Source organism: Vibrio sp. 1CM2L, from assembly GCF_023161695.1.
Taxonomy (GTDB): Bacteria; Pseudomonadota; Gammaproteobacteria; order Enterobacterales; family Vibrionaceae; genus Vibrio; species Vibrio coralliirubri.
On record NZ_JALNTT010000001.1, the window covers coordinates 459,181 to 483,732 of the forward strand.

General features: G+C 43.5%; 19 protein-coding genes and 1 pseudogene. 10 read left to right on the forward strand and 10 right to left on the reverse strand.

The annotated features are described in order from the left end of the window. Nucleotides 1-113: 113 nt before the first annotated feature. The gene (locus MSG34_RS01940; protein WP_050620449.1) at nt 114-1,046 is read left to right on the forward strand and encodes a LysR family transcriptional regulator; all 933 of its coding nucleotides are present in this window, start codon (nt 114-116) and stop codon (nt 1,044-1,046) included. Between the two features lie 135 nt (nt 1,047-1,181). Here the strand turns inward: MSG34_RS01940 and MSG34_RS01945 are convergent, their stop codons facing one another. Next, nucleotides 1,182-2,915, reverse strand: a complete 1,734-nt coding sequence (locus MSG34_RS01945; protein ID WP_248336136.1) for a mechanosensitive ion channel domain-containing protein — start codon at nt 2,913-2,915, stop codon at nt 1,182-1,184. A 289-nt stretch (nt 2,916-3,204) separates the two neighbouring features. Next, nucleotides 3,205-4,245: an alpha/beta hydrolase gene (locus MSG34_RS01950; RefSeq protein WP_248336137.1), complete on the reverse strand. Its 1,041-nt coding sequence runs from the start codon at nt 4,243-4,245 to the stop codon at nt 3,205-3,207. Nucleotides 4,246-4,653: 408 nt separating this feature from the next. On the opposite strand from MSG34_RS01950, the gene MSG34_RS01955 reads away from it, so the two are divergent. The 3 genes from MSG34_RS01955 (at nt 4,654) to MSG34_RS01965 (ending at nt 8,184) form a co-directional block, all read left to right on the forward strand. Next, on the forward strand, nt 4,654-6,492 hold the full coding sequence (locus MSG34_RS01955; RefSeq protein ID WP_228013015.1) for an alkyl sulfatase dimerization domain-containing protein: 1,839 nt from the start codon (nt 4,654-4,656) through the stop codon (nt 6,490-6,492). A gap of 205 nt (nt 6,493-6,697) precedes the next feature. Next, nucleotides 6,698-6,907, forward strand: a complete 210-nt coding sequence (locus MSG34_RS01960) for a hypothetical protein (RefSeq protein WP_017094616.1) — start codon at nt 6,698-6,700, stop codon at nt 6,905-6,907. 356 nt (nt 6,908-7,263) lie between these two features. Beyond that, complete coding sequence (locus tag MSG34_RS01965) at nt 7,264-8,184, forward strand: LysR family transcriptional regulator (RefSeq protein ID WP_050650966.1); 921 nt, start codon at nt 7,264-7,266, stop codon at nt 8,182-8,184. Between the two features lie 64 nt (nt 8,185-8,248). On the opposite strand, the gene MSG34_RS01970 is transcribed toward MSG34_RS01965, so the two are convergent. From MSG34_RS01970 to MSG34_RS01980, 3 genes are all read right to left on the reverse strand, one after another. Further along, nucleotides 8,249-9,520: a DUF1254 domain-containing protein gene (locus MSG34_RS01970; protein ID WP_050650967.1), complete on the reverse strand. Its 1,272-nt coding sequence runs from the start codon at nt 9,518-9,520 to the stop codon at nt 8,249-8,251. An 84-nt stretch (nt 9,521-9,604) separates the two neighbouring features. Further along, nucleotides 9,605-10,372 (reverse strand): hypothetical protein, encoded by a 768-nt coding sequence (locus MSG34_RS01975; RefSeq protein WP_248336138.1) that lies wholly within the window; start codon nt 10,370-10,372, stop codon nt 9,605-9,607. Between the two features lie 613 nt (nt 10,373-10,985). Then, nucleotides 10,986-11,774 carry a helix-turn-helix transcriptional regulator gene (locus MSG34_RS01980; RefSeq protein WP_050650969.1) on the reverse strand — a complete coding sequence of 263 codons (789 nt, stop codon included), beginning with the start codon at nt 11,772-11,774 and terminating at the stop codon, nt 10,986-10,988. Nucleotides 11,775-11,872: 98 nt separating this feature from the next. Here MSG34_RS01980 and MSG34_RS01985 point away from each other — a divergent pair, with 98 nt between their 5' ends. From MSG34_RS01985 to MSG34_RS01995, 4 genes and pseudogenes are all read left to right on the forward strand, one after another. Next, complete coding sequence (locus MSG34_RS01985; RefSeq protein WP_050650970.1) at nt 11,873-12,766, forward strand: DMT family transporter; 894 nt, start codon at nt 11,873-11,875, stop codon at nt 12,764-12,766. 48 nt (nt 12,767-12,814) lie between these two features. After that, nucleotides 12,815-13,069 (forward strand): annotated as a pseudogene (locus MSG34_RS24235) (peptide ABC transporter substrate-binding protein); the annotation flags it as partial. Nucleotides 13,070-13,478: 409 nt separating this feature from the next. Further along, nucleotides 13,479-13,982: an acyl-CoA thioesterase gene (locus MSG34_RS01990; RefSeq protein WP_019822926.1), complete on the forward strand. Its 504-nt coding sequence runs from the start codon at nt 13,479-13,481 to the stop codon at nt 13,980-13,982. Nucleotides 13,983-14,221: 239 nt separating this feature from the next. Continuing rightward, nucleotides 14,222-14,494: a hypothetical protein gene (locus MSG34_RS01995; protein ID WP_019822928.1), complete on the forward strand. Its 273-nt coding sequence runs from the start codon at nt 14,222-14,224 to the stop codon at nt 14,492-14,494. 561 nt (nt 14,495-15,055) lie between these two features. Here the strand turns inward: MSG34_RS01995 and malG are convergent. The 3 genes from malG to malE form a co-directional block, all read right to left on the reverse strand. Then, nucleotides 15,056-15,946: a maltose ABC transporter permease MalG gene (gene malG, locus MSG34_RS02000; protein ID WP_048610621.1), complete on the reverse strand. Its 891-nt coding sequence runs from the start codon at nt 15,944-15,946 to the stop codon at nt 15,056-15,058. Between the two features lie 11 nt (nt 15,947-15,957). Next, a complete protein-coding gene (gene malF, locus MSG34_RS02005; RefSeq protein ID WP_048614637.1) occupies nt 15,958-17,529 on the reverse strand; it encodes a maltose ABC transporter permease MalF in 1,572 nt (523 codons plus the stop codon). Between the two features lie 78 nt (nt 17,530-17,607). Then, a complete protein-coding gene (gene malE, locus MSG34_RS02010) occupies nt 17,608-18,792 on the reverse strand; it encodes a maltose/maltodextrin ABC transporter substrate-binding protein MalE (RefSeq protein WP_048614635.1) in 1,185 nt (394 codons plus the stop codon). A 664-nt stretch (nt 18,793-19,456) separates the two neighbouring features. Between malE and malK the strand changes: the two genes are divergently transcribed. Beyond that, nucleotides 19,457-20,569 carry a maltose/maltodextrin ABC transporter ATP-binding protein MalK gene (gene malK, locus MSG34_RS02015; RefSeq protein ID WP_065677202.1) on the forward strand — a complete coding sequence of 371 codons (1,113 nt, stop codon included), beginning with the start codon at nt 19,457-19,459 and terminating at the stop codon, nt 20,567-20,569. Between the two features lie 239 nt (nt 20,570-20,808). On the opposite strand, the gene MSG34_RS02020 is transcribed toward malK, so the two are convergent. Both MSG34_RS02020 and MSG34_RS02025 read right to left on the reverse strand, forming a co-directional pair. Continuing rightward, nucleotides 20,809-21,009: a hypothetical protein gene (locus MSG34_RS02020; RefSeq protein ID WP_010431457.1), complete on the reverse strand. Its 201-nt coding sequence runs from the start codon at nt 21,007-21,009 to the stop codon at nt 20,809-20,811. A 209-nt stretch (nt 21,010-21,218) separates the two neighbouring features. Next, nucleotides 21,219-23,135 carry a methyl-accepting chemotaxis protein gene (locus MSG34_RS02025; RefSeq protein ID WP_248336139.1) on the reverse strand — a complete coding sequence of 639 codons (1,917 nt, stop codon included), beginning with the start codon at nt 23,133-23,135 and terminating at the stop codon, nt 21,219-21,221. A 454-nt stretch (nt 23,136-23,589) separates the two neighbouring features. Here MSG34_RS02025 and MSG34_RS02030 point away from each other — a divergent pair, with 454 nt between their 5' ends. Continuing rightward, nucleotides 23,590-24,546, forward strand: a complete 957-nt coding sequence (locus MSG34_RS02030) for a MoxR family ATPase (protein ID WP_248336140.1) — start codon at nt 23,590-23,592, stop codon at nt 24,544-24,546. Nucleotides 24,547-24,552 lie beyond the last annotated feature (6 nt).

The window sequence follows — 24,552 nt, forward strand, 5'->3', positions numbered from 1 at the left end:
TGCGAACCGTATCAAACATTCTTTAACACATATCGTTCTTAAACTATTGAACAAAGGCTAATTTCCCTTATTCTTAGGTTACGCTTTCGAACTTCATTACGAAAAGGTAACCCATGAAAGAACTTCAAGACTTAGACCTAAATCTGCTCAAGTTACTTAAAGCGGTTGTTGAAACTCGTAATACCCATGCAGCAGCAGACAAGCTTGGTATATCGCAAACCAGTGTCAGCAGAGGGATGGCGAAGTTAAGAGAAACTTTTGGCGACCAGCTTTTTCTTCGTAAAGCACACGGCGTCGAGCCTTCAGAATTGGCAGAGAAACTCGCCGAAGCGGCCGATGAAATGTACTCCCCTTTGATAAAAGTGGTTGAGTCCTACCACAACTTTGACCCTAAAATATTTACCGGCGAAGTCACTATTGCATTAAATATATTTCTACTTGAACTGTATGGCGATGGGGTTTTTAAGGTTCTGCAAGAAGCTTTACCACAAGCGAGCTTTAAATTGATCTACTGGCAAGATAAAAGCTTGGTAGAAGTACTGAATGGACAAGTCGATTATTTACTACAACTTTCAGGCATTCCATTACCTCAAGATATCTACCAACATAAGCTCACCGAAGTAAAATTGAGCCTAATTGCGCGTAAAGATCACCCTGTGTTAAGTAAAAGCAGTGAATGGGAAGACATTCATCACCTACCAATAACAAGAATCTTAATTGATGGCATTAACACCAAGCGTGCTCCGATTGAAGATCTCTATATATCAAAAGGCTACAACGCGAATATTGTGCTGGCGACGCATAGCCTCACAGTATTACGAAGCAAGCTCAGAAATTCAGATGCCTTCTCTTTTGGCAGTAGTTTTATGACGGAAGATGATTCGGAACTCCGCTGTTACCCATTACCTAATTTACCAAAAGAAATGCGCCAAATTGGTGTAGAGGGCGGCTACCTGCAATCCAAACGAGGCTTCCCACTTCACCAACTATTGCATCAAACCATGCAGAGCTACTTTGATAGTATTGTTCAACCTGACGGTCGATAGCGAGCGGGATTTCTGGCCTCAATTGAAAAACTATTAACGATAAGCTCTGGCCCCTAAAGCGATATATAGGTCGCTTTAGAGGCACGTTGTCTTTAGGGGCAAGGTGTCTTTAGGTTAATCGTGTCTGAGGCTGCTTTAAGCAGAAGGTGGGCGCACAGCAGAGGTTGCCGCCGGATACATGATGGTATTTTTAATTTCGTACTTATATTCAAAGCTGAAATCAGGAAATGGGAAGGCTTGCTCTTCATGCCACTGCGCAACAACCTGTTCGGCTTTTCGTTTCTGTTCCTCATTGTCATTAGCATTTACATCCACAAGTTGATATTGCGTAGAGTGAGCTATCTTCGCACCAATGCTCTCGACTTGGGTCAATACAGAAAACAAAATATCCTCTTGGACAGCCATGAACTCTTCATGGTCACGACAGCTAATGTAAGCCATCAGATTAATATTGATGGAGTATTCCCCAACACCCATGAGCCTCACTCGAACTGGATCTTCTTCGATGATTGGATGTTGCAGTAACAACCGGCGCAGATTAACGATCAGTACGCGTAATTGCTCAAGGGTAGTTTCGGAACGCAATCTCAACACATGATCCATGCGTCGCTTATCACGTCGCTCCAAGTTATCAATTTCCATGTTGGCAAATTCCGAGTTAGGAATGGTAATTAAAGAGCGCTCTAGCGTCCGGACTCGAGTCGAACGCAAACCAATACTCTCAATGGTTCCTAGTTTGTCTCCATAACGACAAAACTCACCAATCTTTACGCCCCCGTCAGCATAGAGCGTTAATCCGTTGATTACGTTCTCCAATATAGGGCGAATGGCCAGTGCAACCGCTAAGCCACCCACACCCAAACCTGCCAATATTGGGGAGATTGAGAACCCCATAAATTCGATGACATAAATGCCAAGAATAGCGATCGTCAACCCGCCAAATATACGTGCTAATACGGTAATCAGTGACGAATCTACGTGCTTTCCATTGTGCTTTTTGAATACATAAATATCAGCGAAATAATTGAAAATGGCCATAATAAGCCATGAGACGAAGAAGAACTGAGCCAGTAGGAAGAAGGTGGTGAACAGCTGATAAACACCACCTGTAATCCATATCCCATCATCAATCACCCATCTTGCTAAAAACAGCAAATTCACCACGCCCACCAGCGACAACAGTCGACCTGCCCGCCATTTCAAGCCTTTACCTTCCCAGCGACGATTCCAGCGTTCACCAAGCAAAAAGCTAATTCTTATCATTATCTTACATAGTGACAAAACGCCAGTGAGTGCAAGCCATTGCCATAAAGGAAGCGGCCCATAAAGTTGATTAAAAGATGAAGGTAAAGAAAGAACAAATTGCTTAGAGAACATAGGTCCGGGGCTAATCAGAAATTCCTGATAATAGTCTGGACGTGCTTTGCCATAGTACGGAAGGACTGACATCGTTCTATACCACCGAGAAAGGCTTTGAATGGTGTTAGAACTAAATAGGAACTGATCGGTTCGATCGCCTAGAGTTTGGCGAGACAATACGATCTCAGTATTGCCTAAACGCCAGTGATCAATATCTTCTCCCCTTATTTGCTCGACATTTGGCACTAGCTGATGAGTGCCTTGATCAATTCGATCCAACAACTCACGAAGAAGAATTATTTTCTCCATCACGACAACTGTTCGGCTTCGGTTCGGAACCATAGACAAATCCATGGTTCTGATCACTTGTGAATAAGCATGCTGCGCTTCTTTAAGATGCAGTGTTTCATTTTTCCAATGCTCGATAACCACACTCGAATCCCTGATGAAGCTCGAAAGAGTATGTTTGGGGCTCGACGTGTCAGCGAGCTCCAAAGCAATACTTGGCATGGCTAGCGCATTAGGTATGGTTAGACATAAGGGTATGGTTAGAAAAACGGCTACTAACATCGAATAAAAACGTCTTATCACAACGATCTCCCGTCATCACTTTGTTCCAATGAAAACATAGGGGCAAGCGAATAAGAATGATCCATGACAGATTGATGTTGAGAGTAATGATAATTAGCTTGTAGTAACGTGGATATACATTTTAAAAGTGAAGTGAATAACGTTGTCATTATATCCTCCAAATAAAAATTCACATCCGTGTGATTCAATATTAGCTTGCTGAAATAAACTAGTTGATATGTTTATTGAAGAACTGGCCTAACTCATTAATAGCATCTTCAGACTCTGGCATATCGATTAAGATACCACTCATATAATCACCATGAGATTGGCCATCATATATATGCAGGTCAGTTTCTACGTCTGCACTGCGTAATAATCGATGCATACGAACCGTATCACTTAACAAGAGATCTCGAGTGCCTGAAATGAATATCGTTGGTGGGAATTCATCAATATCAGCGTATATTGGTGAAATAAGAGGATTATCAAGCGCTTCTCCACCAGCATAGACATCGAAAGTGCCCTCAATCAACCCTTCTCGCTGACCTAGAGGGTCTAAGCCTTGCATCGTTAACCATGAATCCGATGTCTCTTTAAGGTCGACGGAAGGAGTCCCAACAAACAATGCGCCAGGTGTGGGAAGATCGAGTTCTTGCAGTTTAAGTGTCGTTGTTAACGTTAAGTTGCCGCCTGCGGATGTGCCAAAAATCGCTGTTGATTCTGGTGATTGAGTTTTTATTAGCTCTTTCCATACTGCAACTGCATCATCAATTGCCGCTGGGAATGGATGCAGTGGCGGTTGACGATAGTCAACAGAGATCACCTGAGCACCAAGCCCGTTCGCAACCCAAATAGCTTCTCGTAAAGCTGATTCACCCCCACCGAAAACAAATGCACCACCATGGATATGGACTAGCCACTTATCTTTGTATTCAGGGGCGATATTCTTCGGCGTAACAAAGAACGTATCGACTCCGGCAAACTGCTTAGCTTCATAAGTAACGTCCAAGCGCTCTAGAGCTTGTTGAGCAATCTTAATACCTGGCGCATCAAATTGGGCTTGTAACGCCAACCACTCTGCCGTGTTGTTAGGAACAGGAATTGCCGGTGAGATAACTCTGTTCTCAAATAACTGAGCAAACTCTGTCGATATTCCTGCTGGGGTCGGAACCTTTCGCTCTTGCAGTTCCATTCCAGCAAACGCCGCTGTGCTTGATAAGGTGAGTAGCAATGCAGGAATAACAGTGCGTAGTGATTTGGTTTTCATAGTAACTCCGGTAATGAATCTAAAAGCCGTGATTGGCGAACTGAGGCTATTATTCACGTCCGAATCCATTAGCACTATGAATTAGAGAAATTCAAATTTGATTATAGCTAAGTAGCAATAATGAATTTCTCTAATTCCTACTAATTCTAAAAATCAAATGCGATATTAAATGAAGAAAAGATAAGGAGCTTACATGAAATACTTACCAGCAAGTATGGTATTAACAGGCTATTTAGTTTTCTTTTTTATATTGGTTATGCGTTTAAACAGCTAAACAATATAGAAAGACAACACTCAATCACTTATTTAACTTCTTACTAGCTTAATAAACAAAAGAGTAAGAGGAACATTAAATTTAGTATCGGTCATCAGAATTAATTCGGACAGTATTAAACCATGAGAAAACCAATGAAACTTAATTCAACAACAAAATCAATCAAGCTATTCATTCTGACAGCTTCATTAAGCGCAACTGCCATCGCTCAAGACACGATGTTTACCTCTCCACAAAACGTATATAACGACAGTGAAGTAGTGCTGACTAAGTATAACAATGGCGGAGTAGTGAATGCTTCGGTGATAGAAAACGTAGCAAAGACTCAGCCTGAAGAGGCGTACATCAAACAAGTAACAGATGGAGTTTGGGCAATCACTGGCTATCATTTCGGCTACAAAACAGTTATTGAGGGCGAAACTGGCCTTATCATTTATGACTCTGGTGACGACATTGAAGAAGCAACGGAGATCTTGGAATTAGTACGCAAACACATTAGTGAAAAGCCGATCCACACCGTCATTTATAGCCATTCTCATTATGTATTTGGTGCACAAGCGATTCAACAAGCCTTTGATGGCGAGCTCAAAGTGATTGGTCATCCAGAGATCAACAAAAACGTTCTAGAAAGCGGCGGCTTAGGTGCGTCGATTCCTGAATTATCACCAACGCTAACAGCCCGTGCCTATGAGCAATTTTCGGTGCTTCTGCCTGCTGAGGGGCCTGACGCAAAATCACCAACACCGATAGGTAAAACACAAGGGTTTGTGCCAGTAAATACTCCTGTAACACAAGGCCAAACAATGACGGTTGATGGTGTCGAGATGGTTTTCTACACCGACTTTGATAGTGATACCGACGATCAAGTGATCGTCTATCTGCCTGAGTCCAAAACGGTACTCAACAACCACCTATGGCCAACTTACCCGAACTTCTACACATTAAGAGGTTCAGTGTATCGTGATCCGACAGTTTGGGCTGAAGGTATCCGCCTTATCAGAGACTTAAATCCAGAACATCTTATCAACACGCACACTGAACCACTCAGTGGCCATGATGAGATCCAAACCACATTGAACGGTTACTATGATGGAATTATGTACCTCTATGACCAAACTATTCGAGGGATTCTGCAAGGTAAAACACCTGAAGAGTTAACTTACTCGGTTCAGTTACCACAAGATCTCGCCGAATTACCCCATAACCAGATGACTTATGGTGAGTTTTCTTATTATCCGAAAAACATCTATTACCATGCGCTTGGTTGGTTTAACGGTGAAGCTGAAACCTTGAACCGTATTGAGCCGAACCTTCAAGCTAAGAAAATCATTGAAGGGTTTGGGGGAGTAGACGCGGTAAAACAAGAGCTAAACAAGACTATTGCCAACAATGAACTCGCATGGTCAGCAGAACTCGGCGGCTACTTAGTCCGTGTTGTCCCGAACGATGAAGAAGCTAAACAGCTTTTGGCAGACACATTAAGACAAATGGGCTACCAAACAGAGGCATCAATCCCCCGATCTTGGTATCTAACCAAGGCTCTTGAATTAGAAGGAAAAGTCCAAATACCAAGCGTGGTGTTTTCAGATGCTAATTCAATCATAGGATCCCCAGCCGAGACGTTGGTGGGCCAATTTCGAGTGCGTCTAGACCCAATCGCAAGCTATGGGGAAGACCAAATGATGGCAATTACGATAAAAGACTCGGATGCCCCAACAATGGGATTGCATGTACGTAGCACTGTCGCTGAGTTTATCTCAGACACCGAAGACTACAATCGCCAAGCTGACCTTGAAATCAGCGTATCTAAACGCACTTGGGCAGAGTACTTTGTTGGGGAGAAGAGCTTAGATCAAATGCTAGAAAGCGCTGACGTGAGCACTAACCACAAAGATGATGTGAGAGGATTCTTTAGCCTCTTTGACCAATTAGACGAATCGAAAACCCGGTTTGTATCCCCATCGCAGTCTTAGACTTGAGCTTCGACATAGACTTAGTTTTTGGGCTTAAACATAGCGATAGCCATGGACTAAACCACTTTTAACCAAAGCCTCCACGACGGAGGCTTTTTGCTATTCATCGTGTTCTATTTATCTAAACGCTTGTTACAAAATATCTAATTTAACCAAACACTGAGCTCCCCTAAAATACCAGTCAAATGATTAGGGGAGATAGAACATGATTAGCTCAGTACACAATGACGAACTCAACAGATACATAGAGAAACTAGACTTAAACCTTACCAAAGCTCAGGTTCGTGAACTTGGTTGGCAGCAAAGTAATGAAGAGGTAGGAAAAGAAAAAACAGTATTAGGCTCGTGGTTTTTCTTTTCTTTCTTTGGCTTATGTACGTCTGCATGTCTTGCACTGCTGATGTATATCTCATGAAGATAAACAAAACAATGACCACGTATAACCAGCACGGAACCTTCTATTGGTTCGAGGTCGATGGAGAAACGTACATACTGTTCAAGGTCGGTATCAACAGCGCGCTATTGAACCAACACTATGAGGATGTCACCGAACAACAGAGTAAAATATATAAGCTGTTAAAGACTAGTAAAGAACCCTAGGTGCCTCGCTTGTTAAATTGATCGCATGATGTTTGAGTTATGTTCCAGATAACAACAAAAAATAGATTGGCGATTCCACGATAATTCACACATCCTACTCCTTCATCTGGCGGGAACAGACTCACCCATGTACTATTGTATAAAAATCAACAAAATATAGTAGCTACGGTTATGGATGACGGTCTGTTAAGGAAACTGGATTTTAACTCTATTAAACTTCTCAAAATTCTTGGAGAAGAACGCAATACTAAACGTACTGCGGAACGAATGTTTTTGTCGCAACCTGCGGTTAGCAAACAGCTCAAAAAACTTCGTGAAGATATTGGTGACGAATTATTCATCCGCCGACAATACGGGTTAGAACCAACGCCTTATTGTTTAGAGCTTCTAGATAAATTACCGGCGCTATTCGAGTTACTGGAAGATGTTTTTTCTCGAAACCAAAATTTCAAACCTAGCGAGTACACTGGTGATATTTGCATAGCCATCAATACTTCAATGTATCGCCCTATCTCCCGAAAATTGTATACACACCTTAGCGCCTCAATGCCAAATGCAACATTGAAAATAATCAATTGGGGTCAAGATACCGAGCATAACCTGGCCATGGCAAGAGTGCACATCGGTATTAACTATCTTCCGCTCGATATTTCCAAACAAATAATTCAGAAGAAAGTGGCGCGATGTACCTTCAAGCTTGTCTGCAGAGAAGGACACCCAATCATCAACACCCAGCGTACTGCTCACGATGTAGGGCAATACCCTCTCGCTCTTCTCCAGCTTCCAGATTTCAATAAAAAAGAGAATCTAATTGAAACAAAGTTACGCGAATCGGGAGTCACACCAAACGTGGCACTTCGAGCAGACCAGTTAAGTATCTGTTTGCACGTTGTATCTCAATCCAACGCACTAATGCCTTGCATCGATATCTTTGACACCGAACTCCCAAAAGGGACGAGGTTTATATCCCCGAACAAAGAAGACACACCAAGTAGTGATATTGGTGCTTTCATCCCATCGAAACTCTCTAGAACACCCTTAGTGACATGGTTGCACAAAGAAATCGATCAAATCTTTTCGCATGCTAATTAGGTCAATTAAATTCGTATCGGTAGCTCATGGGAATAAGGCGCTGTCCTTAGCTGCCCGATAAACATTAATTTCCATAGTTAAACGAAGCTTTCGGAACCATTAGACTTTCCAAAGGTGAGCCCTGATAAATCAAACTTTGCACGGTACTACCTGCTAAGCCTTCCTGAGGTAGGTAGTAACGAACGACAAAGTAGTAGTCTTCGCCATCCACTACTGGCATCCAGTAGGTTTCGTTCTCTGGATTATGGCTTGAGAACGTAATGGTGATATTGCCATCAGCGTCAGGTGACGTGTTTCCTCCAGCCCATACTTGTCGCTGTGACCCACCAATCGTTGCAGGATCGAGAGGCAAACGGGTCTCATCCGAGTAACGCGTGACAGACCAGAATTGTCCAACGGCTTGGTCATGAGGCATAGTCAAGACAAAATCTTCAGCTCCGTTCAACTTTTCGCCTTCAGGCGTCATCGGGATCAACTCATAATATGCATGCTCTGCAGGAAAGCCAAGATGCCCTAAATGCGTTAATACTGAACGTCTTCTTTCATCGGCAAGATCATCAACATGACCAGGGTGTTCAAAGCCAGACAAATTGTTCACTACTAGCCCGGACGAGGCTAAGTTATGCACGTAACTCCTAACCTCGGTTAGCCTTTCTTGGTCGAAGTTTTCATCTGCGATAATGGTTTGGATGTTGTCGTGAGTCTGAACCCAGCCATCGGTAATTTGGTCTGCAAAGCGGAGGACCTCTCGAACATTGGCACGATCAGGCAATACAACATTTGAAACAGCTGAGTGATTGTCGATAACAAGTTGCTTACGCCACTCATCAGCCCCTCCGTTGTCACGATACTCGAATGTTTGCACTCGAATAAAAGCAAAAATCAGGTCATCGTTGACCTCGATGGTGTCGATATAGTTCCCCTCTGGCGTGTCATAATCTGAACCAGAACGAATAATAAGGTAGGTTCCACCTTCATCAGGAGTCACTTCGTGATAAGCCGCGAAATGCTCAGCGTCCAGTAAATGGAATGAAGCATATCGACTAGATTCACGAGCTGGTACCGTCACTTCAATAGGGCCATTGGATACGTCAAGCATCGCTTTAGCGTAAATGTGGTCCAGTGCAGGCGTGATAACGTCCCAAGTATGATCGGCTAAGCCAGGAAATTCAAATTGATTTAGTCCATTTTTCTCCATGAAACCAATCATGTTTTCCATGTGGTGATACACTCGTTGCCCTGTTAATTCAGCATCCGTTGGTACAATTTCTTCTGCATTAACTACATTTCCAAGAGAAATAGATGCAATCAACAATGATATTGCTGTGTTTTTCATAATAATCCTATTTTTAAATTATTAGTTAGAATAATTTAATTGATATTGTTAGGTTGATTTATTTACTGTGGTTTTTTTCTAAATTTAAAATTGATGGTTATATTCGATTCTAAAATCGGTACCAGTGATAACTTCACCAAAATTCCAGAATGCCCGTATATTACTCTGGCTATCTATTTGGTAACTTGCAGCCACTTCATGCTGCCAACCATAAAAATCGCTCGCGAGCTCTACACCACCAAGTTGGGTTGTATACATGGGGTTATAGTTGAGCCAAATATTGTCCGTGACGTCGATCTTGGAATACGAACCGATCACCGCAAAACTAGATGGAATGGTGTAGCCAATAGAGCCTTCATAGTCGGCGCCTGGTTTGATCAAGTGTGAATGCACATCTGCAACTGACAGTCCCACACCGACGAGAGGATACAATTGCACTGGCCCTATGCTTGGTAATGCTTGAATAAAGGAGTAAGAAGTAGAACCTACTTTGTTATCGAAGTCCCAGTTCAAATCAAGTTGAGAGCCCAATCCACTCTCTATGTTTACGTTGAAGTCGCGATAGCGCAACGAGTCAAAACTGTCATCACCTTTTAGGCTTAAACTTTCGGCAGCAAAGCCTTTTACCTCTAGAACATGCATAGCCATTGTTTCATCATTTCTTGTGTCATAGGCTTGGCCAAACTTAAAATTAACACCTTTATTTGTAAAACCTAATCCTGCTTGAGAATAGACAGCCATAGGGTCAGACATGTCCTGATATTCATCCGCAAAAACTGAGGTGAATGATAATGATAAAATAGAAGCAAGTGCTAACGTCAAATTTGATTTGTTTTTATTTAATAATTTCATACTGTTCTCTCTTATTTATTATGCTCTCCTTTGCAATTGCAATTATTAATTTAACTGCATCATGATTTTTTAATTAACCCCGAAGCGAGATTGTTATTCCTAAACAACCTCGTTTCGATAGAACAATATTAAATAATTAAATTTAGATTCGGAAATGAACTAATGAACATCAAATATTACCCAGAGGCATATCTGACGTATCTTAGCTTTCGGATCCAAAGTTGTCAGAGGTCTAAAAAGAGGAAAAGTCAGCCATAAATGATTAAGGTGTAGTCAGTATTAACTGAAAAATAAGATGAAAAGCGTTGAAAGAATATGGAGAGAGGCAGGATATGCAGTTTACTACGTCCAAGAATAAAGAGTCTCTCTGGAGCTTTAGAGGTTTTCTGAGTGGTTAAGCAGTTAAGTAATCCAATGGAACAAAATTAGGAAACTAGGAGGGAGGCCAGTGGTGGTTCTACAACTTCACTATCCGAAACAACCGCGTATCGATTGAAATTCAAACACTTTATCTACGATACATCTTGAATTCATCGGCAAAATCTCAGATACGCCCAAACAGAGTTCCAGGACTTGATTGGGCATGTTGTAAAGTTTAAGTACATAGAACGAACTACAACAAACGGTTCTTATACTGCTCTGGCGTTTGGTTCGCGTAACGTTTGAACATGGTGATAAATGGACTTGCTTGGTTATAACCCAATGTAAGAGCGACCTCTTTAACCGATTGGCCGTTTCTCAACAAGTCCATTGAGTAAAGGTAGCGCACTCGCAGTCGCCACTCGGTAAAGCTCATTCCAAGCTCCGTCTGGCAGTGGCGAGAAAGGGTTCTTTCCGTGGTGTGGACACGTTCAGCCCAATCTTTCAGTGTCACTTCGTCGGTTGGGTTCTCTTCAACAGAAGCCAATATAGGCGCTAGATACTTATTGTCGGTTGAAGGCAAGAAGTGATGCTCAACCTCACGCTGCGCAAGCTGGTCAAGCAGTACCTGGACAAGCCTTTGATCTTGTTCTGTTTCCGCAACATTTATTCCACGCTCGCGAAAGTCATCGATGATAGAAGACACAATCGGCGTGATCTTTATAAGACTGGTTTTTTCTGGCAAGTGTTGCGTGAGTTCTGGCGCGATATTTAGCGAGCAGTAGTCCAGAGGCTTACGGTTATAACTGCAATGCATCACCCCGGCCGGTACCCAAATCGCCAAATGCGGTGGTGCTAGAAATCGGGTGTTTTCCGCTTCCATCTCTAATATACCGCCACTGATCAATTGAACCTGTCCCCATGAGTGGCTATGAACTCGGGTCTCAGTGTTCGAAAGAAACGCTTCAAAATTCATAAATACGTTGGATGGTGCCTTATCAATTGATAAGGATGGGTGAAGGTTTCTGGAGTGTTTTTTCAAACTTGTCTTCCTATCGCGCCTGATGTCTTTCTAAAGATACTTGTAAGTATAACGACCTGTCAAACTAGCCGCATCAACTCATTTGCGACGGAATTCACATGCATTATCTCTTACCATTTTTTACAGTCTGTATCTGGGGCGCCAATGCAATCGTCAACAAGCTTGCTGCAAGCACCATAGAACCTAGCGCGATGAGTTTTTACCGCTGGTTTTTTGCGATGTTAATTCTCACGCCTTTCTGCATTCGCCCGGTGATGAAGCAGTGGGCTGTTATTAAGCCAAACCTATCGAAATTAGCGTTCCTCGGCTTTTTGGGTATGGTGTTGAACCAATCTCTAGGTTATTACGCAGGCTTAACAACAACCGCTTCCAACATGGCATTGATCACATCTTTAGTCCCGTTGATCAGTGTGTTTCTAAGCGTTCCCTTATTGCACAAGTCCATTTCTGGTTTGAGTATTGTGGGTGGCGTGTTGTCACTGTCAGGCTTAGCTCTGATGTTAGGTAAAGGCGATCCTTTGTTTTTCATGCATCAAGAGTTGACTCAAGGCGATGGCTATATGCTGATTGCGGCCTTTGTTTATGCGTCTTATTGTGTGCTATTGAAACGCTGGAAGATGTCAATCAGTAGCTGGGTGGTGATTTACATTCAGGGTCTGTTTGCTGTCGCGATGCTTACACCACTTTGGCTTACCAGCGAACAGCTTTTACCACCGCAACAAGCGATCCCATTGATAGCTTACGCCGCGGTTGCCGCTTCAATTTTAGCACCTTGGATGTGGGTGAAAGCGATTGACACCATTGGTGCTGACTCAAGCGCGATGTTCATGAACTTGCTTCCGGTTGTTGCGATCGTATTAGCCGCGACATGGCTTGGCGAAGAGATTAACCAGTTCCACATCATTGGTGGTGTGATGGTGATTTCCGGTGTCATCCTTGCTCAAATCAAAAGAAAACCAAGGCTTGAGGCTCCTCTCCCTCAACAAAGCTAAACGCATTACCCAACGCTCACATTAGGGTAAATATTCAAACTCACGTTTCACACAGCAAATGAGAGTGGCTACTGTAATCCAGATTATCATGAGCTCTTACAGCAAGCGCGTAAAACGGAAGATCAGTCTAAACGCTTCGCTTTATATCAGCATGATGAGTCGCTAGTAAACGATTCGGCAGCAGCTATGCCTATGCATCATTACAATCACACACGATTAGTGCGAAATACACTAAAAGGCTTCCCAAACAATAATCCGAAAGGAAATATCTACGCGAAGGATCTATACTTTGTAAAACAGTAAAAGTGAGCTGATAAGAAAACAATAATCACTACCACTTTAGTGGTAACTGAGATACAGTCACTTTAACTAAACCAAATCAACAGCGGTTAGTTGGCTAACACAAAAAAAGGTACCGACATGAGTACCACACGGCTTAGAAACACCTAGCATTGCGCTAGGTGTTTTTTTTGTAATCGACCTACCTAGCGACTCAATCAGTATTTATGATCTCTTAGCTTGATATCACTTCATCCATGTTTGCCATTCGCCTCATAGGCCTTTAAACACCAATATTCATCAACTGATCATCTGTTTGAAAAAAATAGTCTTAACCGTGAGATTATCCGCTTTAACTTATGTCATCTTAAGTATATTGTTACTAGCAAGTAACAAGCATGTTATGCAGCAAAATAATAATGAAGGAAGATAGATGAGCAGTAGCAATAGCCGACAAGATGGTAAACGAGACGTTACTCTGCGTTTTTTAGCTGAACCCGGGGATGTGAACTTTGGTGGTAAAGTTCATGGTGGTGCAGCAATGAAGTGGATCGATTTAGCAGCCTACGCTTGTTCCGCAGGTTGGAGCGGCAAATACTGTATAACAGCCTATGCAGGCGGAATTCGATTCGTTGCCCCAATTCATGTAGGCAACCTTGTGGAGGTAAGTGCAAAGGTCATCTACACAGGTTCATCTTCAATGCATATCGCTATCGACGTGCAAGCAAGCGACCCTAAAGAGCTCAATAACCGCCTAACAACTCACTGTATCGTTATTATGGTCGCTGTCGATGAGAATGGTAATCCGACTAAAGTGCCAGAGTGGATACCAGAGACGCCAGAAGACATCGAATTACGAGATTCGGCTATTCGCCTAATGAACATGCGAAAACAGATAGGTGAAGAGATGGAAGCTCACGTGAAGTACCTTAAGTAAGGTCCACCAGCAGCCCTCCCCCCCGACAAAACCTTATTACAATGCCAAGCGCCTGCTTGGCATTGATCTATTTGATACCTTCGTGCTCTACACCGCCAAATCCGCTGCACACCCAATACAGACGATAAGAGCGTGATACCCAGCCAAAGGTTGAAATGAATCGGCACTTGTTCACCGATTTATTTTGACTGTAATAAAGTCGTCATTTTGCTCTGATTAAATACCGCCAATCATAATAGATGCATTTGAATTTCTTGGAGCCACTCTTGAGCGTCATACGCCCCACTCTTAGCGAGTCTACACTGAACAATTTAAAGGCTGTTGAGTACCAATGGGTTAGAACTTTGTACGTCGAAGGCTACGACAGCAATGAAATCAACCACTATATCCAAACGTGTTTCGGCGGAGATCCGACATTTGCCGATCTATTTCGTCGCGTGGCACTCGATCAAGAAAGCATCTATGTATTATTGCAACACTTAGGCTGTGCTCCCTCGAGCAAAGAGTTCTGACTTCTAACTCCCGCCAAAAACCAGATATATAAATAAAGCCACTTCCATAACCCTCACAAATACCACTTAAAGACTCTGTAACTACCTCTCGCTTCCCTACACATTTTCAGTGCAATTTCAGGTTTTGTTGCATACAAATCATTGAAGTATCACGCATTGGAATATTAGCAACATATCAATAGTACAACGGCCACTTATACTGAGTGTCTGATTTGTGAGATTAGTTCATTTCTACAAGTAACCAAAATGAAGCGGTCGGTATTTAGGAGAGAAGTAACTCGAAATTTTGGGTTTTAAAGTAGATATGAGCGCGATAGTTGACGAGTAACGCTGAGACAAAAAACAAAAAGTAGCAGGCATAAAAAAACCCAAGTAAATACCTGGGTTAGAGTTACAAAAACCACTAATCATTAATAGCGTAAGGAACCTGATTAGTAGCCAGCTATGCGTAACCTGAGGGTTATTTTTATTACTGATCGGCGGCCAAACCAAATGATGTAATAAAAATGCCAATATAGAGCGACCTAACGGTCGCTCTTTTTCTTTCTTATAGAGTACAGCTTATCCTTTTACACCACCTGCCGTCAAACCGCCAACTAACCAACGTTGAGCAAGTAAGAACACGATAGTAATCGGAAGTGCTGATAGTACAGCCGCTGCCGCAAAGTCACCCCATAGGTAGTTCTGAGGGTATAGGTACTGCTGCATACCTACTGCTAGTGTGTAAGAATTCACATCCGATAGTAGGATTGAAGCAACTGGCACCTCACCAACAACACCAATGAAAGATAGAATAAACACAACCGCTAGGATTGGCACAGACAGTGGTAGTAGAACCAGTCTGAATGCTTGCCAAGGTGTTGCACCATCAAGGGCTGCAGCCTCTTCCAGAGAGTTATCAATCGTTTCAAAGTAACCCTTAATCGTCCATACGTGCAGTGCAATACCACCTAGGTAAGAGAAGATTAGACCACCGTGCGTATTCAAGCCTAAGAACGGAATGTATTGACCAAGTTTGTCAAACAGCGCGTAGATTGCTACGAGAGCAAGTACTGCTGGGAACATTTGGAAAATCATCATCGCTTTCAGGATAGTTTCTTTACCTTTGAAGCGCATACGAGCAAATGCGTAAGCCGATGTTGTAGACAGTGCCACAATTAAAATAGAGGTAATACCGGCTACTTTTATTGAGTTCCATAACCAAGTCAGTACTGGAAACGGAGGTGGCGTTACCGAGCCATCAGCATTCGTCACTGACATACCTAATGCTAGCTTCCAGTGTTCCAAAGATGGGTTATCTGGAATCAAGCTACCGGTTGCAAAGTTACCTTCACGGAATGAGATAGCAATAATCATTAACAGTGGGAAAATAATGAGCGCTAAGAAGCACCACAGCGCAAAATGCGTTGCCCATAGTCGGTATTTAAGGCCTTTACCTTGTACCATAGCCATTGTCGTGCTCCTTAATCTTGAGTCAGTTTAGTGAAACGAAGGTTTAGTAACGCTAGTGCACCAACCAGTAGGAAGATAAGCGTTGCGATAGCACTTGCTAGACCGAAGTCTTGACCGCCGCCGCCTTCGAATGCGATTCGGTACGTGTAACTTACAAGCAAGTCTGTGTAACCCGCTGGCTCAGAAGTACCAATCATGTTCGGGCCACCGTTCGTCAATAGTTGAATCATTACGAAGTTGTTGAAGTTAAAGGCAAACGCTGCAATCAATAGCGGTGTAAGCGGTTTAATCATCAATGGGAACGTAATGCGCTTGAAGTTATCAATGAAGTTCGCACCATCAATCGCTGATGCTTCGTACAAGTCTTCAGGAATCGCTTTTAGTAGACCCATACACAGAATCATCATGTAAGGGAAACCTAGCCATGTGTTAACAATCAACACCATGGTTTTTGCAAGAATCGGGTCTGAGAACCAGTTAGGACTTAAACCAAAGATACTCTCAAGCACCATGTTGATCTCACCAAAGCTTTGGTTGAATAGACCCTTAAAGATAAGAATCGAGATAAACGCTGGTACGGCGTAAGGCAGAATCAGCAGAACACGGTAAACTGCGCGGCCTTTCAGCTCTTCCCATTGCACAACGTTCGCCAGAATCAAACCAATCGCAAGTGTGAAGGCGACAGTACAAATCGAGAATACAACCGTCCATATAAAGATGCTAATAAACGGTTCTTTAATGCCGTCATCTTTCCAAACACGTTCGAAGTTAGCTGTTCCGATTTCTACAACAAAACCTGGAGAGATTGTGTTACCCGTAAACTCACCTTTATCATCAACTGGTTGATAGAAACCCACTTCCATGTTTGGCTTCAAGGTTTCGCCAGATTCATTGTTGTATAGCGTTTCACCGTCGTCCTGAAGGGTGTAAAGCGGAGCAACGGCAGCAAACTTACGTAAGCCACTCATGCGGATGTCATCACCGTTTGGCAGATGGAAATCAACACCACTGATCGCTGAACGGTTTTGGATGATCGCTTTGATCTTCTCTTTTTCACCTTGCGCAGACTCGATTGCTGATAGGTCCATGTCTGTTGCTGTCATACCTTCTAGAGAAAATACGTCAGTTGCCAACAGCTGGTCGCCATCTTTCACTACGATCTGGTGACCGTCATCTGTTTTGTACAAAGTAAATGGGTAACTTTCACCGCTTTGGAATGAACGGTCTAAAAGAACGGTTTGAGTACGCTCTAAAGAAAGCTGGTTTTTTGCGCTGTAGTTAGTAAACGCAAGCCCTACGGTGTATGCCAATGGGAAAAGAATGAATAAGATCATTCCGGCAATACCTGGGTAAATGTAACGGTGGGCGTAAGTTTTCTTACTGCCAAAAATGTAAAGTGCCAAAGCCGTTAAGATCACCGTAAGCAGCGCAAATGCGAGCTCACCGCGAGAATACATTAAAATTGTAGCGTAGCCGTTAATTAAACCAACACTACCAAGCAACCCCCATTTGATGAAGACGCTTTTACTGCCTGGAAGGCTTGATGGTGCCGGGATCGCATCTGAACCTTGAACTGACTGCATAGAGGAACCTGCTAACGAGATATAAAAATAGAAAAGTAAGGAGAGGTTGCCCCCTCCTTAAAAGGTAATGCTTTATTATTACTTAGTCATACGAGCTTCAGCAGCATCGAGTGCTTGATCAACAGATTGACGACCGTCAACTACGTTACCGATCGCTTCTTCCATGCTGTACCAGAACGTTGTGAACTGAGGGATGTTAGGCATGATTTCACCGTTCATCGCGTTGTCCATTGTTGCTGCAATACGTGTGTCGCTGTCTAGTTGACGTTGGAAAGAGTTAAGAGCAACAGCACCAAGTGGCTTGTCGTCATTCAAGGTCTTCATACCTTCATCTGTTAGTAGGTAGTTTTCCATGAACTCAACAGCTAGGTCGCGGTTTGGAGAAGCAGTGCTGATACCACCTGCCCATACACCAACGAAAGGCTTAGACGCTTTACCGTTAAACTTAGGCAGTGTTGCTACACCGTAGTCTACGCCAGCTTTCTCAATGTTTGCCCAGCCCCAAGGACCGTTGATGGTCATTGCAACGTTACCTGCAACAAACTCAGACTCAGCTACTGAGTAATCCATGTCGGCAGAGATAACTTTGTCTTGTACCATCTTCTCGATGAAACCTAGAGACTTCTGAACACCGTCAGTCGCTACGCCCGCATCTTTAATATCGTAACCTTCAGCAGTCTGTTTGAATGCGTAACCGCCGTCAGCTGCTAGTAAAGGCCATGTGAAGTAAGCTCCGCCACGTAGAGGCCACATGATTGCTTTCTTGCCGTCTTTTTGAAGCTCAGCGTTAAGTGCTGGAATTTCTTCCCAAGACTTAGGTGGGTTAGGAACAAGCGCTTTGTTATAAATTAGAGAAACTGACTCAACAGCAACAGGGTATGCGATTGTTTTACCTTCGTATGAAACAGCGTCCCATGCGAAGTCTACGATACCTTCTTTAGTCTCTTTAGAAGGTTTGATATCAGCAAGAAGACCCGCTTCTGCAAAACCACCAAAACGGTCGTGAGCGTAGAAGATCATGTCTGGGCCATCGCCAGCTGCTGCTACTTGAGAGAATTTCTCTTCTAGTTTATCTGGGAAAGCTACTGTTACTTTAACGCCAGTATCTTCTTCGAAACGTTTACCTACTTCAGCCATTCCTTCATAAGCTTTATCGCCACCAACCCAAATAGTTAGTTGACCTTCTTCGATAGCAGCGTTTGCACCAAATGAACCCAGAGCCACTATTGTGCCTAGAGCTACAGCGCTTAGAGCGTTTTTCATGTCAATATCCTTTTTATATTTATACGTAGGGCGCATTCAATTAAGACGAGCCAGTTTTCGGAGGTTATGATCTGAGAAAATCGATGACAGCTCATCATCCTAGCCACTACGCCCTAGCTATTATGGCTTAATTTCGTGATCGTCATCCGGTCAGATTAGAGAGCGAAGTCACAAAGTGTATACTCATCGTGATCCACATCACCGTTACGTGGTGGATTTATTTGAACTGGATCGCCAATTAAGGATAACCCCATTTATCTACTCCTCCCCTCCTACTCCCCCTAGTTAATTTTCCATTAGGAGGATGTACCCTTACGCCATTTCACCGAAACTGCATTCATCCAAGAGTGGATAGTAAGAACCCTTTACCGGCAAGTGTATGCGTTGACGCATTATTCATTTAGTTGGCTTCACTGCCCGCTGGTGTCTTATATTAGCATCGAGCTAAATCTGTGATTGAATCACGGGGGAGGTTTAGCTGGATGTGGGGGAAATGGGCATCAGTTTGGCTATGACGGGTGGGCTTGGTTAAAGAAGCCAAGTCTCACCCACTTTTTTCTTACTCACTCAATACTTACCAATTCCTACAGTTACTGCTGACCCAAAAATTTCTTATAATGATAAGCAGTAAAACTTAAAATTTGATCGATCGAGGACAAGCTAGATGGCGAGTGTCACGTTAAAAAACGTTTATAAATCATATGGTGATGTACAGATTTCTAAGGATGTAACCTTAGACATCAACGAAGGTGAATTCGTAGTATTCGTTGGACCATCAGGTTGTGGTAAATCGACGCTATTACGTTGTATCGCAGGTCTAGAAGACATTACGTCTGGTGATTTGTACATTGGCGACCAACGCATGAATGACGTTGAACCGTCAAAGCGTGGCGTGGGTATGGTATTCCAATCGTACGCGCTTTACCCTCACCTTAACCTTTACGACAACATGTCTTTCGGTCTTAAGCTAGCAAACGCAAATAAAGCTGAGATCGACAAACGTGTTGAACATGCTGCAGAAATCCTTCAGCTTGGTCACCTTCTTGAGCGACAACCTAAAGCGCTTTCTGGTGGTCAACGTCAACGTGTTGCGATTGGTCGTACTCTGGTTTCTCAACCAAACGTATTCCTACTTGATGAGCCTCTATCAAACCTAGATGCTGCACTACGCGTTCAAATGCGTTCGCAAATCACCAAGCTACAACGTCAACTGGGTTGTACCATGATCTACGTTACCCACGACCAAGTGGAAGCGATGACAATGGCGGATAAGATCGTTGTTCTTGATGGTGGTTATGTATCTCAAGTCGGTAAGCCGCTTGACCTTTACCACTACCCTCAAAACCGTTTCGTTGCTGGCTTTATTGGCTCACCGAAGATGAACTTCATGTCGGTACACATTGAACAAGCTGAAGCAGAACGCGTATTGGTACAACTTTCTAACGGCATGACTTTCTGGATTCCTGTTGACGGGACGACGGTTAATGCCGGCGATCGCATGTCTCTGGGTATTCGCCCTGAACACTTGATGTCTGCTGAAGCAGGTGACGCGACGATTGAAGCTGACGTGATGATGGTGGAGAAGCTAGGTAACGAAACTCAGGTTTACCTAAACCTTGAAAGTGCCGATGCTGATGTTATCTATCGCCAGCCAGACACGTTAACAATCGAATCAGGTGACAAATTGGCGATTGGTATTCCAGCGCACCGTTGTCACCTGTTCCACAGCGATGGCCGCGCATGTCGTCGTTTGTACAAAGAATACGGCACAGACTAATCGCTTAGCCTTTTAGGATATAACTTGCCCATACCGAATCCCCCTTACTCAGTAAGGGGGATTTTTTATGTGCTGGAGACGGTTTCACTTACATTGAATAGTTCATGAGTCAGCTACTCTGTCTTTCGCTAGCGGCAATAAAAAAGGCCTAGCAACCGCTAGACCTTTATCTGTTAGTCAGGCTATAAACCCAACCGTTAATATCACTTCTTTCAGACATGAAACCTGTCTAAATCAACTTAGTGAATTGGCGTATCATTCTGTTTGTTGAACTGGCCAAAATGCTTCTCTAACACTTCAGGAGTCAGTTTGCCTTCCGCTTCTAGTCGCTTGAACTCAGCAACAATTGCTTTTTGCTCTTCAAGTGATGGCAGTTTCACCTCAGGCTCATCGCCCATCTCTTGAGTCATCTGCTCTAGTTCTTTTTCAAAATCGCTCATGATACTTACCTAAATATTAAACCTAACGAGATTTTACTCATTTACGCCCTATGATGCTAGGGTGATTGAGTGCAAAGCCCGAAACCAGATCAAGCTAAGGTCCGTTAAAAGAAAACAAACCCACAAAATAAAAAGAGCTGGATTCACGATTAAATGAATCCAGCTCTTAGTTTATGTCTCTTTCTAAGCCATGCTACAGCTTAAAGGGATTAAAGCTTAAACGAACCAACCATCTTATCCAGACGAGAAGAAAGGTCTCGAAGCTCTTGGCTCGCCTCAGCAAGTTGCTCAGCAGTGCCCGTTGTCACTTCGTTGATGGCGTTTATCTCTTCAATGTTCTGGTTGATGGTGTGAACTACGGTTGATTGCTCTTCCGTTGCCGTTGCCACTTGAGTGTTACGGTCCGTAATATCAACGATACGGTCTGAAATGCCACTCAGCACGTCTACCGCTTCATCCGACGCCGATACACCTTCAAGGGTAATCACCTTACCCGTACTCATTGCCGTTACTGCATCTTTAGCATCGCTTTGCAGTTGGTTGATCATCTTCTGAATCTCTTCCGTTGAATCTGCGGTACGGCTTGCTAGGTTACGTACTTCATCCGCTACAACGGCAAAACCACGACCTTGCTCACCGGCACGGGCTGCTTCAATCGCTGCGTTTAATGCGAGTAAGTTAGTTTGCTCTGAAATATCACGAATAACACCCAGAATAGAACCGATGTCTTGAGTTGTAGAAGCCAGTTGCTCTACTACCTGACCCGTGCTTTCAATATCTTGCGCCAAACGACTGATCGCGTCTTTTGCTTTGTTCACCACAGAGCGACCTACTTCCGTATTGCCTGAAGCTTGAGTTGCCGTTTCTGCTGCGGTTGCCGCGTTCGATGCAATCTCGCTGATGGTCATACCCATTTGGTTAATGGCAGCCACCACTTGAAGCGTTTGGTCGCGCTGTTCTTGGCTGTTGTCGTGGGTGATGTGGGCTTTGTTAGAAACACTCTCTGCCGCCACTTGAAGCGCTTGGCTTGTCGAACACACCTCTTTCATCGACTCGTGAATCTTTTCAATGAATCCGTTGAAGCCTTTTGAAAGCTGTGCGATTTCATCGTTACCTTTCACTTCGATACGCTGCGCAAGGTCACCGTCACCTTCGCCAAGGTCGCCGAAACGCTTAGCCAGAAGTTTAATAGGTTGAGTAATGCTGTTCGCCAGAACTACGCCCATTAGGATAAATACTAATGCCACTACCGCAGTCATGATCAGCATCTTCTGCGCTGTCGCATCTAGCTCTGCAAATACTTCACCAGTCGGAACGACACCAATAACGAACCAGTCCATTGACGACACATACAAGCTCGCCACAAACAGCTCTTGGCCTTGGCTTTCAGTGGTAATCAGGTTAAAGCCCGACTTATTCAGTAGTTGACTGGCTTGAGGGCCGTAGAGTTGTTGAAGTGAAGAGTCACTGCGAGATCGCTCACGGTGAATTTGAACATCACCTTGGCTATCGGTTAAGAAGACAAAACCGGTATTTTCAATCTTGAAACCGTTCAGCAGGTTAACCATGTCATCCATCGACTTTGATAGACCAGACATCGCCAAACCAGAAGGCTGCTGATAGTTAGCAAACATCTTCACTTCGCCATTGGCTTCTTGGAACATGCTCACCATGGTCGGCTGTCCAGATTGCGTAAAGCCAAAGAACCAACCATCTTGCTGTTGGTTTAACTGACGTAGGAAACCATTTTGGTTCCAGTAATACGCCGTTTGACGGTTCGCCACTGAGGCATCATTCAACTGATACTGGTTACGAACATTGTTCAGTTGTTTCACCAGCTTGTTTTCTAATGACGGAGCGCGATCGGTCGATTCTATAGCATCAGAAATAAATTCATTTGAAGCAATTTGCTCCGCCGCCAACAATAGCTGAGACACTTCACGATCAATTTCACCATTGATTCGCTCTAGCATTCCTGGAAGTTCAATATCGATCAATCGATGACTTAATACATCTCTTGCTTGTTGTTGTGCCATTGCGCCGACAATCACTGTCGATGCAAGAACCGCAAAGGTAATTCCAAGTACAACTTTTTGCTTGATACTCAGAGAGTTAGTTTTAAACATATTTGGACCTTTAAAAAGAATCGCTCGTTATTGGTATACCCTGAACAGGACTTTTTAGTGCACGCCAACAAGCAATGCACAATCTGAGTGATGTATCGGCCACAACCAATAAAACTAGAGACTTTTCTCTCAAAAAATTGCAAATGTGATGTAACAATTAGAAATATTCACCTTGAACATGAATTAACTAAGCAAATACCGCATTGTCGAGAGTCGATTTTAGCTCTCAGCCCTTAGATCCAACCGAACTCAAACCACTCGCCACCGCCGAGCTTTTGTATATAAAAACCAATTGATATGGTAATAATCACAACCTAACGATGTTTTTAGCTAACCACTTGTAAATCTTTCCAATTTTGAAAAAATAAATTACGCAAATGTACTGGAACTTTTTCCTCGAAATCAGTGACCAATACACAAAATAAAAATCAAATGGATACCCAGAGAGTCCAAAATGCACAAATCAAATTTCGAAGTCCTTCAAAACTATCTAGAGTCTCAAATTATTGGTCAGAAAGAGCTCGTTAAGCAACTGATGATCGCCCTCTTGGCGGATGGTCATATCCTCGTTGAAGGACCTCCCGGCTTAGCAAAAACTCGCGCAGTAAAATCATTGGCTGACTGTGTTGAGGGCGACTTCCATCGTATTCAATTCACTCCCGATCTATTACCTGCTGATTTAACGGGTACCGACATCTTCCGTCCTGAGACTGGGGAGTTCACTTTCCAATCAGGCCCGATTTTCAACTCGCTGATTCTAGCGGATGAGATCAACCGAGCTCCGGCGAAAGTTCAAGCGGCAATGCTGGAAGCAATGGCAGAGAAACAAGTGACTGCCGGTCGAAAAACCTATGCGCTGCCTGAGCTGTTCTTGGTAATGGCAACACAGAACCCGATTGAACAAGAAGGGACTTACCCGCTACCGGAAGCTCAGTTAGACCGATTCTTGCTTCACCTAGAAGTTGAATACCCAGATATGGAAAGCGAGCTGGAGATCTTACGACTCAACCGTGGTGAGGCTCAAGGCAACGAATCAGCTCAGCCACAACAGATATCTCAGCAAACGATCTTTGAAGCGCGCCAAGAAGTGCTCAACATTCACATGGCAGACACCATTGAGCAGTACATCATCAGATTGGTAATGGCGACTCGCCAACCTAAGCAATACAGTGACCAACTTGATCAATGGTTAGACATGGGTGTCAGCCCGCGTGCAACCATTGCGTTAGACCGTTGTGCCCGCGCTCACGCTTGGCTTGCAGGACGAGATTACGTCACTCCACAAGACGTTCAAGCGATGGCATTCCCTGTGTTACGCCACCGTCTATTGCGCAGCTACCACGCACAAGCTGAAGGTGTCACCGCAAACCAAGTGATCGCACACCTTATTTCATTGGTTGGCAGCGCATAGGGATAC